The following is a 13,453-nucleotide window of genomic DNA, read 5'->3' as shown; positions in this document are numbered from 1 at the left end:
CCTCCAATCAACCCTGGCGTCAACATGGAGACCCTTACCCTGAACGGCTTTCATACTCCTCTGTTGCAACTGACCTACATCCGCACACTGGTACTGTTTGTGCAGAGCGGCGCATTGCTCTTTGCCCTCTTTGCCCTGCACATGGCGCTGGATGTCTGGCTGCTCGGCTCGGTATTGGCCGCCCTGTTGTTACTCAACCTGATGACCTTCGCCCGTCTGCATTCAGCTCTGCCGGTGACCGATCTGGAGCTGTTCAGCCAACTCTGTGCCGATGTAGTGCTGTACGGCTGCCTGCTGTATCAGGCCGGTGGCGCTACCAACCCGTTCATTTTCACCTTGCTGGTGCCGCTGCTGATCACCGCCGCTACCCTGCCCACGCGCTTTACCCTGTTGATGGCGCTGATGGTGGTCAGCCTGTACAGCATTCTGCTGCGCCACTTCATTCCGCTGATCAGCCCCGACGCCGGCCACCAACATAGCCTGCTAAACCTGTTCGACCTGCACATCACCGGGATGTGGGTCAATTTTCTATTTACCGTGCTGTTGGTAACCTGGTTCATCAACCGGATGCAGCAATCCCTGCACACGCAGACGGCGACGCTGCAGCAGGAGCGTGAAACCCGCCTCCATGATCAGCAATTGCTGTCACTGGCCACCATGGCGGCCGGGACTGCACACGAACTGGGCACTCCACTGGCTACCATGCAGGTTACCCTTAAGGAGATGGCGCTGGACCATCCGCAGGACGCCCAGCTGCAGGACGATATCGCCTTGTTGCAAGAGCAGGTTCAACTGTGTAGCCAGCGCTTGCGTCAGCTGAGCATGAAAGTCAGGGATGAGCAGGACGGTGCGCGCCCCGTCGCACTGACGGCGTTGCTGGATGCGGTACTTGAGGATTGGTCATTGATGCGCCCCGAGGTTGGCTACACCCTCGACAGCCCCCAGGATGCGCAGGCCCTCGTTCAGGATTCAACGGCGCTGCGTCAGGCTCTGCTTAACCTGCTCAACAACGCCGCCGATGCCGCCCCTGAACAGATTTCGATCCAGCTCGACTTCCCGCAGCCGGCACAAGCGCGCCTGCGCATCCATGATCAAGGCCCCGGACTGTCACTGGAACAGGCCGATCAGCTGGGCAAACCCTTTGTTACCACCAAGGGCCGAGGACTCGGCATCGGCCTGTTTCTGACTACTACGACCCTGGCACGTCATCAAGGCGAGGTACGCCTGTACAACCACCCCGATGGCGGTACACTGACCGAGGTGTGTCTGCCGATACTTCCCTCTGAACACACGGAGTCGAGCGGATGCCCGAACGCTTCCTGATTGTTGATGACGACCCCACCTTTACCCGCGTCCTGGCACGCGCCATGACCCGTCGCGGCTTCGACGTGGATGTGGCCCGCGATGTGGAAGATGCCCGCGCACGCGCATACGCACAGCCGCCGGCTCTGGCCACCGTCGACCTGAAAATGGATGGACCTTCGGGGTTGGCCCTGATTCCGGACCTGCGGGCGTTGAGCCCGACCATGAAGATTCTGGTTTTGACCGGCTACGCCAGCATCGCGACGACAGTCGAGGCGATCAAGGCGGGCGCAGACAACTACCTGCCCAAACCGGCCGATGCCGACCAGATCCTGCGTGCGCTGGGAGCCGATATCACCCTGACAACACGGGACGCCGACATTCCCGACACACCGATGTCGGTCAACCGGCTCGAATGGGAGCATATTCAGAAGGTGTTGCAGGAACACGAGGGCAACATTTCGGCCACCGCCCGCGCTCTGGGAATGCATCGACGCACCCTGCAACGCAAGCTGGCCAAGCATCCGGTAAGGCGCTGAGCGCCCGATCTGTCGAGGTTACTGTTCGTCGATATACAAACGAGCGTCGAAGGTGCGAATCCAGTCGGGATGAAAGGCCATCATCGCCGTCATGATAATGCCGTTGAGCAACCCTTCCGGGAACATGATCAACGGCAGGAAACGCACGTACTCCAGATAAATTTTGCCCCAGACATAAACGCCATCGGCCCACAGTAGCAGCGCCATCACCATGCCGGCGGCCGCAGTCGCCACTCCGGCACCGAAAAACGCACACATGAACAGGTAAACGAAGAAATTGCGGGGCAGGCGCGCTTCCACCAGCCGCAGTACGCCCAGGCTTGCCAGCGCGGGCACGATCACCGAACAGAGCACATTGACGCTGAAGGTATCCCAGCTTTCATGGCCGATAAGCGTCATGCCCAACAGCGCCAGCGTGCCGGACAAAATCGCAAGATCCCAGCCGAACATCAGCGTCAGCGTGGTCATACCGAGAAAATGGATGCCAAGCCCCGGCGACACCCCGGCACGCATGGTCCACATCAACATCAGGCTGACCGTTGCACCGAACAGCAGATGCTGCAATCGCCGCTCACCCGCCAGCACGCGCCAGGGCGCACAGCGCAGGGCCAGCAGCAACATCAACAATGAAAACAGTGCCGAGGCCCACAGCCAGCCTCCGCTGATCAGTCCCTGAGTCAGACTCATCCGGTCACCCGTTCAATTTACCTGTCGGAGTTAGAGTACACGGTTGAACAGCACTGCATCTTCACGACCATCACCCAGCGGGTAATAATCCTTGCGCTGTCCGGTAACGCTCCAGCCATTACGGCAATACAGTTGCTGTGCCGCCTGATTGGATGCACGCACTTCAAGAAACAGCTGAGCGACACCACATCCCTTCAGCGCCTGATAAGCATGGGCAAGCAGAGCCGTACCCACGCCGACCTGGCGTGCCAGGGGCACCGTCGCGATGCGCAGCAGTTCGGCCTCGTCCAGCACCTGACTGAACAGACAATAGCCCACCGGCTCATCATTTCTGATGGCCAGCCAGGCCTGAGCCCCCTGCGCGTCGATTGCCTTCTGCCACCAGATGGCCGCGAAAGGTTCATCCGCAAAACAGAGACGATCCAAGGGCAGCAACAGGGGCAGCAGCTCAGCTGTCAGCGGACGTATCTCAAGCATCCGGTGTCCGCCGCAACGGCTGAATATCACGCCACACTTCTGCCTTACGCTCAGGCAAACGCAGCAGTTCACTCAGACTCAGGGTCATCAACATCTGTCGGCCATCACCCAACGTCAGACGCTGTCCCTGCACGTAATCGGCACCCGCTGGCGGCTCAACGACCCAACGAGCCGCCGTCTCACCCATCAACAGGATATGCTTGATCGCAGGCGTGAAAGCCAGGGTCCGCTGCAGCTTATGCTGCACGGCCCGCCGGGCTTCTGCCGGTCCCTGATCCAGGGTTTTACTGGCCAACATGGGCCAGGGCAGCATGAACGGAGCCGACAGTTCCTGCTCCGCCGTCAGCCCCAGCGCACTGGTGATACCCTGCAACAGGCGTTTATGCTGACGACTGAAGCCTTCAGGTTGATGCGGCGGCAGCGAATCGATGATCAACAGATCACCCCGTACCAGGTACGCCAGTTTGAAGCGGGGGGCCTCCTCCTGCTGCGCAGGCCGTGCAGGCGTGGCGGCTGGTGCTGAAGCCCGCAGAGGCTGGCGCACCGTAGCGGCTTCAGCGGCTGGTGCGGACGCCCGCTTGGGAGCATCCAGCAACCCCGCTGTATCGATACGAGCCGCCGCGGGACGGGAAGGCTTGGGCACCGAAGGCTGCGCTGCCGCGACCACAGGGGGCTCTTGGCTACCACTCTCCTGCGCCCCCGCACGACCGCTTTCAGCGTAGTGGAATGCGGCCACCCAGTCCGCTGACGGGGCCGCGCCGGGCAACGGCGCACGCGGTAGCCAGCTGTCGATGCCGATTGCATTCAGCCATTGATGACGCTGCTGTTCCCCCGAGTGGATAGACATCAATGCCTCTTATACCTGTGGGTGTGCTTTCTGGATATTGGCATCCAGCAGATTGAGTGCATGGATATACGCTTTGGCCGACGCGATGATGATATCGGTATCCGCCCCCAGACCATTAACGATACGACCCGCCTTTTCCAGACGTACCGTGACCTCACCCTGGGAATCGGTACCGCTGGTGATCGCGTTGACCGAGTACAGCTGCAGACTGGCACCGGACTGGGCAACCTGCTCCAGCGCTTTGAACGCCGCGTCCACAGGGCCACTGCCGCTGGCTTCGGTGGTCTGTTCTTCACCATCAACCGACACCACCAGACTCGCCAGCGGCACTTCGCCCGTCTGCGAGGTGACATTGAGGCTACTCAGCTTGAATTTCTCATGACCCGCTGATGCGCGCGCATCACTGACCAGCGCGATCAGATCGTCATCGAAGATTTCGCTCTTCTTGTCGGCGAGTTCCTTGAAGCGGGCAAACGCCGTGTTCAGCTCGGCATCGGACACAAACGTGGTGCCCAGCTCTTCCATGCGGGTGCGGAAGGCATTACGACCAGACAGCTTGCCCAGCACCATGCGATTGGTGTTCCAGCCGACATCTTCGGCGGTCATGATTTCGTAGGTTTCACGGTGCTTGAGCACACCGTCCTGATGAATGCCGGACTCATGGGCAAAGGCATTGGCACCGACAATCGCCTTGTTCGGCTGCACCGGGAAACCGGTCACGCTGGAAACCAGACGCGACGCCGGTACGATCTGGGTGGTATCGATACCGGTGGTCAGCCCCAGCACATCTTCACGAGTACGCAACGCCATCACGATCTCTTCCAGCGAGGCGTTACCGGCACGCTCACCCAAGCCATTGATGGTACATTCCACCTGACGAGCACCGGCATTCACCGCTGCCAGCGAGTTAGCCACCGCCAGCCCCAGGTCGTTGTGGCAATGGACCGAGAAAATCGCCTTGTCGGCATTGGGCACACGCTCGATCAGCTGACGGATGGTATTGCCATACTCATCGGGGACCGCGTAACCAACCGTGTCGGGGATATTGATGGTGCGAGCGCCGGCATCGATCACCTGTTCAATGATGCGGCACATAAAATCCAGTTCCGAGCGGCTGGCATCTTCCAACGAGAACTCCACATCGTCGATCAGGTTGCGTGCGCGCTTGACCGCACGCACGGCGTTTTCCACTACCTGATCCGGCTGCATCTGCAGCTTGTACTGCATGTGAATCGGCGAGGTGGCAATGAACGTATGGATACGGCCTGACACAGCATTGCGCAGAGCTTCACCGGCACGGTCGATGTCGCCATCCAGCGCACGGGAGAGCGAGCAGACGGTGCTGTCCTTGATCGCCTCGGCAATCGCCTTCACCGACGCAAAATCGCCGGGGCTGGCGATGGCAAAACCGGCTTCGATCACATCCACCCGCAACTTTTCCAGCTGCTTGGCGATACGCAGCTTCTCATCACGCGTCATCGACGCGCCCGGGCTCTGTTCGCCATCACGCAGGGTGGTATCAAAAATAATTACACGGTTGTCATTGCCGCTCATGCTCACTACTCCCGTCAATCCGGGCCGGTCCTGCCTACTCGGATATGGTTATGGCTGCCGTTACGGTAAAACAGATTGGAAGGCAGCAACAGATATGCTTATTGTATCATCAAGCCGCCACACCAGACATGGAGTAAGGATATGAACGCCACCCGTTTTGACCAGCTGATCGACCGCCGCGCCACTGCCAGCGAGAAGTGGGAAAAGTATGCCGACAGTGAGATTCTGCCGATGTGGGTGGCCGATACCGACTTCATGGCACCGCAGCCGGTGATCGACGCACTGCATCAGCGCATCGACCACGGCGTGTTCGGTTACACCTGCACTCCGGCCGAGCTTAACCGGCTGGTGATCGAACGGATGCAACGCCTCTACCACTGGACGATCAATGTGGATGACCTGGTCTGGTTGCCGGGGCTGGTCTGCGGCCTCAATCTGGCCTGCCGCAGTGTCGGCGACAGCGGATCTGCCGTGGTCACCCCGGCACCGGTTTACCCGCCGTTCATGTCGGCCCCACGCCTGTCGGATCGCAGCCTGGTCAAAGTACCGCTGCAGCGTGATGATACCGGCCGCTCAGTCATCGACCTGGATGCGCTGGAAGCGGCGATCACACCCGATGCCAAGTTGCTGCTGTTCTGCAACCCGCACAACCCCGGCGGCACCCTGTATCGTCGTGAAGAGCTGGAAGCACTGGCCGAGATCATCATTCGCCACGACCTGATCATCTGCTCCGACGAAATCCACTGCGACCTGATTCTGGAACCAGGCCTGAGCCACACCCCGATCGCTGCACTGGGCGATGCAATCGCCGCCCGCACCATCACTCTGATGGCGCCAAGCAAGACCTACAATATTGCCGGCCTCGGCTGCTCCTTTGCCATTATCCAGAACCCGGAACTGAGACGACGTTTCCAGCGCGTACGCAAAGGCATCGTCCCCGACGTCAACCTGCTTGGCTATACCGCCGCGCTGGCCGCCTACCGTGATGGCGATGAATGGAACCGCGCCCAGCTCAACTATCTGCGCGGCAATCGGGATTATCTGGTAACCGCCATCAACGCCATTCCCGGCCTGAAACTGGACCCGATCGAAGCCACCTATCTGGCCTGGATAGACGTCTCCGCCGCCCGGCTGGAAAACCCGCCCCATTTCTTCGAACAGGCTGGCGTCGGCCTGTCACCGGGCCGCGACTTCGGCGATGACCGTTTCATGCGCTTGAATTTTGGCTGCCCGCGGGCACTGCTGGAGCAGGCGGTGGACCGGATGCGACGGGCGCTGTTGAATGAATTGCCGGCTTAGCAAAAGTAGTGGTTCTAATGGCTATTGGCGCTCGCTGCCCAGTAGCCTCTTGAATATAAACATTGGGCTGATCATACAGAGCTGTTGAGTCAGATCAACCGAACAGAGTCTATGACGCTTCCACAAAAAATATCTTACCTTGACTCAGTTTGAGTTCATCTTCGAGCCTCTACCCTGCGCCAAGTACATTGATTTTTACCCAATTGTGCAGCCGCAATACGTTTTAATACCAATATCAGACAATGAAGTGAGGTTAGAATGGCCAACGGACAGTTTTATTCAAGTTTGGTACGTCTTTATCATGCAACCTATGACCATCCCAAAGATGGGGAAGGTATTGGTTACTGGTCTGCAAAGCTCGCCAAAGGTGAGGCAACATTTGAAGATGTTGCCAAATCCTTGATGGAATCCGATGCATTTAAAGAAAAGCACGGCGAAAATCTGACCAACGAAGAATTTGTTGCGGTTTTGTATCAACACGTTCTTGGCCGTGAGCCAGATGAAGTGGGTCAGGCGTACTGGGTACGTGTTTTGGAGGAAGGGAATCTTAGACACGAAGTGTTGGCTGATTTTTCACAGGCTGAAGAAGATGATGCGGATGACGCTGATGATGCGGATGACGCGGATGATGCAGATGATGCAGATGATGCAGATGACGCGGATGATGCAGATGATGCAGATGATGCAGATGACGCGGATGATGCGGATGACGCTGATGATGCGGATGATGCGGATGACGCTGATGATGCGGATGATGCGGATGACGCAGATGATGCGGATGACGCAGATGATGCGGATGATGCGGATGACGCAGATGATGTAGATGACGCGGATGGCCTGAGCGACGAGCAAGAGCTAATTCTCTTGTACAACGCCATCTTTGACCGAGATCCAGATCAAGGCGGTCTGGGACACTGGATGGGTAAGTTAGCCAGTTCCGATACTGAATTCGGTGATGTTGTCGACTTTTTCATGGCATCAGAAGAGTTTACCGAATTGTACGGTGAAAACCCAAGTGACAACGCGTTCATCGAAGCACTGTACAATAATACGCTGGACCGCCCCAGTGATGAAGCAGGCAAAGGCTTTTGGCTGGGTAAGCTAGCTTCAGGTATGGGACGAGGTGAAATACTTGAAGCATTTGCCACATCAGAGGAACACGTCGAGATTGTCCTGTCAGGTAGCACGGGCGGCGTTGACGACCTGATTATTTAGTAAATGGCGCCGGTAAATAATCCGGCGTAACCGCCAACCCCATGACAGATGGAGGGTGTTCATAGTTCTGTGTCAGCCAATACTCACAGATCTATGCACTCGTCGATCCGGCCTTCAAAGTGGATGCTCAGCTGCGACAGCGTAAGGTTCCAGTTCTGCACCGGATGCATCCACTTTTCCGAGGCCTTCAAAATACCGACATTGAGCAGTTTCAACGAGGCGTTCTTGCTGGTAAAGCCGCTTTTGGTCTTGATCAGTTTGGGGAACTGGCGGTTTCCGGCCTCGACGCATTTGTATAAATCGCCGTGCATACGTCTTCAGGGTATTTGAAGTAAGCTGACAGGTTTTCCCATTTGCTGAGCCAGGACTTGATAACCAGCAGGTATCGCTGACCCCACTTGGCTTCCAGATCATCCGGCACCTGTTCGGCCGCATTCTGCGGTTGACGCCCGCTAAACGCAACACAATTCCTTATATGCTGAGCGTGCTCTTCTCATAACTGGCGATCCGACTTGTACTTGATCAGCAGCCGACGGTTTCGCACGCCCAAGCGGGTCATGTGCGTCGATATCTCTTCGATTTCGGACGAAAGGTTTCAATAACCTCTACTGGTATCGATATACCCCAACAGCGGTTGGCCAGATGTCCAGCGGCGCACGCGAGATATTGATCAGATGACTACCGGGCTTCATCATGGACAACCGCCTTGCGTCCATCAACCCGGTGGATTCCGCTCCAGCAGTCGGGCTAGCGCCTGACTGCCACCCGGCGTCGCCAGCACTACATCCACCGCTGGCAGGTCAAACAACATCACAATGCGCATGGATCACTCCCCCAACAGAACACGCCCCAGCTGCACATCACCCTGAATGGTGGTGCGGTTGATGCGCCGACGCACGCCCACCGGGGTGCCGGTGGCACAATGCATGGCCCGCCAGTTATCCCACAGCACCATGTCCCCCGGCTGCCATTGGTGGAAATAGTGGAACTGCGGATCACGGGTATGGGCCACCAGACGCTCCAGCAGTTCGATGGATTCATCGTTGGAGAGCCCTGCATTATGAGGCGTCACCACACGGTCCAGAAACTGCTCGACGATGCCCAGTACCTTGATACCGGTAATCGGATGGGTCACGGCTGCCGGATAAACCGATTCAGGGAAGTCGGGGAAGTTGACGTCAGAGGGCTTCTTCGGGCTGTGAGGCCCCGGCTCGTAGCCATCCAGATCCACGTAGCGCATGTGACGGCGCTGCATGCTGAAGGCATAGGCTACTTCCAGCTTGTCGAGCAGTGCCTTGGTATCAGCATCCAGTACATCATAGGCTTTGGCCAGATCACCAAAACCGGTCAGGCCTCCCTCGCCCGCCACTTCGACTGCTGTCAGCACCGCGCCATGGTTGGGCTTGCCGGTATAGTGCAGGTCCATATGCCAGTCGAGGCGGCCGACAATCGTTTCGCCCTTGTAGGAGGCGGTCATCGACTTGTCCTTGTCGCCACCGCTCTCCAGCTCGAACAACTCAGGGTAATCGTCTGACAGTGTCGCCTTGAGTGGGTGCAGTTCCAGTGGACCAAAGATCCGGCTGAACTCAATCTGCCGTTCGGGGGTGATTGCCTGGTTACGGAACACCAGCACACCGTGCTCATACCAGAGATCACGCAGCTGCTGTTGCAACGCCTCATCGATGGGCTGGGTGATATCAAAGCCCTGTATCTCAACGCCGATATTGTCCAGCGGTTTAACGATCAGTGTCATGCCTCGCCCTCCCCTCAGCTCAGTACATTCGGATCACGGCGCAGTTCGCGGCGTGCCATCGCTTCCCACAGAAACGGAAAACCGTTCGGGTCCGGCAGACTGACCTGCTTGATCACGTCCGCGGCCAACGGCTCAGCACCACCGGCCAGGCGAACCTCATAGGCACGACGACAGCGCCACTCCAATGTAGCCGCACGCAGGTGGGCCTGGCGTAAATCACGCCCCACTACCAGTGCCCCGTGGTGCGCCAGCAACGCCCATTTGGCATCGCCCAGCGCCTCGACGGCCGTCAGACTGGTAGCCTGATTTTCAAAGGTGCCCAAATATTCGTTGTAGATCGGCAACTCGGAGCCACAGTAGGCACCTGCCTGATCATAGATCGGGGGCGTTTCCTGCAGATTGGCCCAGATACCGCTCCACTTGGGATGATTGTGAATCACCACGTTGATTTCGGAGCGGGCATCATGCAGCTGCAAATGCAGTCCAATGGCAGGGGTGGTATTCCAGTTGCTGTCGAGGATATTGCCCTTGTCGTCCAAGGTCACAATATCGCTGGCGGTCACTTCATCCCACGTCAGCTCCCAGGGATTGGTGAGGATGGTGCCGTCGGGTTGGCGAACAGTTATATGCCCGGCAATATGGTCATCCCAGCCTTCGGCAAAGAGCATGCGGCACATCAGCGCCACCTGCGCCTTGGGCGTCAGCTCGGGCACAAGTGCCCGCTCACCGGGGCGCGGGGCAAACTTTTCAAACATGTCGACATTGAGGTGATCGGTCTTCAACACGGCGTTAATCCTTATTTTGTTGCGTGTCGAATGATGATACCCCTCCCCTCAATGACAGGCCTTGGGATATCAGGCCAATTAACAGGCCTGAGTGGACAACAAAGCGTTATAACAGGACTGTTACGCAACTGTCATAACGCCCCATACGCTTTTTGAGTGCATTGATAACAGCAGTCGTCAAAATCATACAGCTGTAAGGCATCACCGGTTCGTTCTTGGTTGCGAGTTTATAATTTTCGATGGAATATTTATTAAGGGTACTTCGAAAAAACTTAATTTACCCTTGTTCATAGTGCCGATGGTCGCTCGATGCTATTACCACTGTTGAGAGACTGTGATAGAGGTTTTTACCTAAATTGCCATCTGTCTATCATTCTACATAATGATTTTTTTGCGGCTTTAACCCACAACTGCCATATCCCCTAAGTATCATGTTCACTCTCTATATGTATAGCCCAGAAAATGGCCATAAAATCCATTTTTATGGCCAGATTTGCGCAGTGCTCGCCCAGTTTAACTGCTAGGCTAATCAGCAGATCAATTTACCAATAGATAATTCTTGGACCATAGACATCGCAATAAAAATACGGCCACCATCAAAGAGCTAATACACCAAAATATATTGGCCAGAAGGACGTAAATCCCATGACCAACCGTATGTTCCGATCCATATCGGAAACAACAGAGAAGAACTGGCAACGAATCTACTCAGAAAAATTCTCAATGGTTACTAACCTGGGTGAGCATATTCTAGAGCACTTAACGCTATTGCGAGGTGATTATGCTGGCTTTCCTGCTGTTCGCCCCACTATCTCCCCCCGCCCTTCCTTACTTAAAGAGATTCAGCAATGAGTGAAATGACCAGGCGACTATTTCTCAAAAGCTCTGCCCAAATTGCAGGGGGGCTCGCGTTTGGAGGTTATACATCGTTGATCAATGCAAACGCGAGCATGACGTTTGAAGAGTATCGAAAGTACGATGCGCTTGGGCTTGCCGATTTGATTCGTAAACAGCAGATTTCCCCGAGAAACCTGCTCGATAAGAATCCCAGCCTCTGCTTGCGGCCTGTTCGGGCTGAAACCCAGTCGTGGTTTGGTTCCGGTGGGTGCAGATGGTGAAGGGGCTCGAGGCGGGCTAGCTGCACAGCACGTAATTAGTCGAAGCGTTCGGGATTCCGCCGCATTTTTGGACGCCTTTGCCTGGTCGAACCCTGGACGTCATTTTGATTCAGCATCGAGGGACGGAAGCTATCTTAGCCAGGTTTATCGCACTCCAGGAAAGTTGCGGATTGCGATGATGCGCGAGCCATTGCAGCCGACTGTAGTTGATCGGGAATGTGTTGCAGCAGTTGAGTATGCGGCTGATCTTTGCAAAGAACTGGGTCATGAGGTTATAGAGGCGGCACCCAACATCGATACCAGGGCGTTATCCAGGGCTTCAGGCGTACTTAGTGTTGTCAGCCTTGCCAATAAGATTCGTCTACGTGAGGCTCAAATAGGCAGAGCGGTAGTGGAATCTGATATTGAACGTGGGAACTGGGAAATGCTCAGGTGGGGCCGGCAAGTGCCAGCAACGGATTACATGCGAAGTCTGGAAATGATTCAGCGTGCTGAACATGAAATGACAGCCTTCATGGCACAGTATGACTTGATCCTGAGCCCTACGATTGCCAGAACTCCTCCTAAAATTGGATCTGTTATCCTGTCCCGTCCTTTGGAAGAATTTGGTCCAATGGCATACAGAATGGCTGCATTTGCTTCCTTGTACAACATTACGGGACAACCTGCGATGTCGGTCCCACTGTTTTGGACAGAAGGAAATATGCCTGTGGGCGTTATGTTTGCAGGTCGATACGGTCAGGACCGCATGTTGTACCGAATTGCCGCCCAGCTAGAAAAAGCCAAGCCATGGTTTGCTCGTGTTCCTGAGATTTGAGTAGTATCTTCAGTAACACCTTTGAACGACTGGAGTGATTCCCGATTAATACTGATGTTGATGCCCGATACGTACTTTGGCTTTTTGACTTTTTGGCTGACCAAGGTGTAGACACGTCAGCTTTGGCGAAGCAACACGAGCTTTCTAATCTTGAGGATCTCATTGGCTCCATCAAGGGTAGCAAGCACCGGGCACTTTTGTTGGATGCTTTACACCTCACCCATAATCCCGGGCTCGGGCTGGACCTTGGGTTACACCGCTCGCTCGCCACTTACGATCAATTGGCATACCTGATGATGAGTTCGTCGACCTTGCGTCGAGCGATAGAGCAGGGGCTTCGTTATCAGAACTATCCTGGCCGTTTTTCTGGCGATGCAATCATCACCGACTTTCGTGATCTCGGTGACCAAGGGTGCTTCGATGTGATTGTCAGGCACGATCTGGGAGAGCTGCGGCTTTTAGCCGTCGAAGAACTGCTAAGTAATATTGTTGCAACCTCTCGATGGGTATTGGGTAAACCCTTGCCAATTACGCAGTTGCGTTGTGATTATGCGATGCCGGGACATGTTGAGAAATATAAAACAGTTTTTGATTGTCCGGTTAAGTTTGATACGTCATCGATACAGCTTTTTTTCAATGCATCGGTTCTCGACGAACCTCTTCCACATGCAAGCCCCCAGAGTTCGAGACTGTACGCCTCTCTATGCAAAGAAAAGAGTATCGCCAGAACAAAAGGCACTGTCTCCGCGCAAATTACCCAATTGATTGAAGGCAGTCCAGCAAGCTCGCCAAGCATGGCAGACATAGCAAACCTGCTGCACTGCAGTCCTCGCACGTTAAGGCGCAAGTTGCAGGCAGAAGGCTGGCAATACCAACAGTTGGCCGACAGCATAAGGATGAAGCGAGCACGTAAGGCATTGGCAGATCCTTTGAAGCCGATCACCGAAATAGCAATATCTCTTGGCTACTCAGATCATTCTGGTTTTGTACGTGCCTTCAAAAAATGGACCGGTGTATCGCCTAGCGAATTCCGAAAAAAACTCTTTGATTAATTTTCACA

14 protein-coding genes and 1 pseudogene are annotated in these 13,453 nt (G+C 55.7%); 8 read left to right on the top strand and 7 right to left on the bottom strand.

Features of this window, described 5'->3' with window-relative positions:
• Positions 1-24 precede the first annotated feature (24 nt).
• Both CLV44_RS14165 and CLV44_RS14160 read left to right on the top strand, forming a co-directional pair.
• Positions 25-1,323 carry an ATP-binding protein gene (locus CLV44_RS14165; protein WP_170069358.1) on the top strand — a complete coding sequence of 433 codons (1,299 nt, stop codon included), beginning with the start codon at positions 25-27 and terminating at the stop codon, positions 1,321-1,323.
• The gene (locus CLV44_RS14160; RefSeq protein ID WP_106592780.1) at positions 1,305-1,841 is read left to right on the top strand and encodes a response regulator transcription factor; all 537 of its coding nucleotides are present in this window, start codon (positions 1,305-1,307) and stop codon (positions 1,839-1,841) included. The genes CLV44_RS14165 and CLV44_RS14160 overlap by 19 nt, the downstream gene beginning before the upstream one ends.
• 18 nt (positions 1,842-1,859) lie before the next feature.
• On the opposite strand, the gene CLV44_RS14155 is transcribed toward CLV44_RS14160, so the two are convergent.
• The 4 genes from CLV44_RS14155 to CLV44_RS14140 are packed head-to-tail and all read right to left on the bottom strand — an operon-like array spanning position 1,860 to position 5,406.
• On the bottom strand, positions 1,860-2,528 hold the full coding sequence (locus CLV44_RS14155; protein WP_106592779.1) for an energy-coupling factor ABC transporter permease: 669 nt from the start codon (positions 2,526-2,528) through the stop codon (positions 1,860-1,862).
• 30 nt (positions 2,529-2,558) lie between these two features.
• The gene (gene rimI / locus CLV44_RS14150; RefSeq protein WP_106592778.1) at positions 2,559-3,005 is read right to left on the bottom strand and encodes a ribosomal protein S18-alanine N-acetyltransferase; all 447 of its coding nucleotides are present in this window, start codon (positions 3,003-3,005) and stop codon (positions 2,559-2,561) included.
• The gene (locus CLV44_RS14145) at positions 2,998-3,852 is read right to left on the bottom strand and encodes a uracil-DNA glycosylase family protein (protein ID WP_106592777.1); all 855 of its coding nucleotides are present in this window, start codon (positions 3,850-3,852) and stop codon (positions 2,998-3,000) included. Before CLV44_RS14145 ends, rimI begins: the two co-directional genes overlap by 8 nt.
• A gap of 9 nt (positions 3,853-3,861) precedes the next feature.
• Positions 3,862-5,406, bottom strand: coding sequence for a 2-isopropylmalate synthase (locus CLV44_RS14140; RefSeq protein WP_106592776.1), 1,545 nt, complete (start codon positions 5,404-5,406; stop codon positions 3,862-3,864).
• A gap of 141 nt (positions 5,407-5,547) precedes the next feature.
• Here CLV44_RS14140 and CLV44_RS14135 point away from each other — a divergent pair, with 141 nt between their 5' ends.
• Both CLV44_RS14135 and CLV44_RS14130 read left to right on the top strand, forming a co-directional pair.
• Positions 5,548-6,705, top strand: a complete 1,158-nt coding sequence (locus tag CLV44_RS14135; protein WP_106592775.1) for a MalY/PatB family protein — start codon at positions 5,548-5,550, stop codon at positions 6,703-6,705.
• A 258-nt stretch (positions 6,706-6,963) separates the two neighbouring features.
• Positions 6,964-7,920 carry a DUF4214 domain-containing protein gene (locus CLV44_RS14130; protein ID WP_106592774.1) on the top strand — a complete coding sequence of 319 codons (957 nt, stop codon included), beginning with the start codon at positions 6,964-6,966 and terminating at the stop codon, positions 7,918-7,920.
• A gap of 83 nt (positions 7,921-8,003) precedes the next feature.
• Here the strand turns inward: CLV44_RS14130 and CLV44_RS17565 are convergent.
• The 3 genes and pseudogenes from CLV44_RS17565 to CLV44_RS14115 form a co-directional block, all read right to left on the bottom strand.
• Positions 8,004-8,356, bottom strand: a pseudogene (locus tag CLV44_RS17565) (transposase); the annotation flags it as partial.
• Positions 8,357-8,746: 390 nt separating this feature from the next.
• A complete protein-coding gene (locus CLV44_RS14120; protein ID WP_106592772.1) occupies positions 8,747-9,673 on the bottom strand; it encodes a TauD/TfdA dioxygenase family protein in 927 nt (308 codons plus the stop codon).
• A 14-nt stretch (positions 9,674-9,687) separates the two neighbouring features.
• The gene (locus CLV44_RS14115; protein ID WP_106592771.1) at positions 9,688-10,458 is read right to left on the bottom strand and encodes a class II aldolase/adducin family protein; all 771 of its coding nucleotides are present in this window, start codon (positions 10,456-10,458) and stop codon (positions 9,688-9,690) included.
• A 645-nt stretch (positions 10,459-11,103) separates the two neighbouring features.
• On the opposite strand from CLV44_RS14115, the gene CLV44_RS17245 reads away from it, so the two are divergent.
• The 4 genes from CLV44_RS17245 (at position 11,104) to CLV44_RS14100 (ending at position 13,445) form a co-directional block, all read left to right on the top strand.
• On the top strand, positions 11,104-11,310 hold the full coding sequence (locus tag CLV44_RS17245) for a hypothetical protein (RefSeq protein WP_146140013.1): 207 nt from the start codon (positions 11,104-11,106) through the stop codon (positions 11,308-11,310).
• Positions 11,307-11,576 (top strand): hypothetical protein, encoded by a 270-nt coding sequence (locus tag CLV44_RS14110; RefSeq protein ID WP_106592770.1) that lies wholly within the window; start codon positions 11,307-11,309, stop codon positions 11,574-11,576. The genes CLV44_RS17245 and CLV44_RS14110 overlap by 4 nt, the downstream gene beginning before the upstream one ends.
• On the top strand, positions 11,551-12,393 hold the full coding sequence (locus CLV44_RS14105) for an amidase (RefSeq protein WP_245912702.1): 843 nt from the start codon (positions 11,551-11,553) through the stop codon (positions 12,391-12,393). Before CLV44_RS14110 ends, CLV44_RS14105 begins: the two co-directional genes overlap by 26 nt.
• 92 nt (positions 12,394-12,485) lie before the next feature.
• Positions 12,486-13,445 (top strand): AraC family transcriptional regulator, encoded by a 960-nt coding sequence (locus tag CLV44_RS14100; protein WP_281257835.1) that lies wholly within the window; start codon positions 12,486-12,488, stop codon positions 13,443-13,445.
• Positions 13,446-13,453 lie beyond the last annotated feature (8 nt).

The sequence above is a fragment of the Marinobacterium halophilum genome (assembly GCF_003014615.1).
GTDB classification, from domain to species: domain Bacteria; phylum Pseudomonadota; class Gammaproteobacteria; order Pseudomonadales; family Balneatricaceae; genus Marinobacterium; species Marinobacterium halophilum.
Note: the sequence above shows the minus strand (reverse complement) of the source record. Positions and strands in the feature narration are given on the sequence as shown.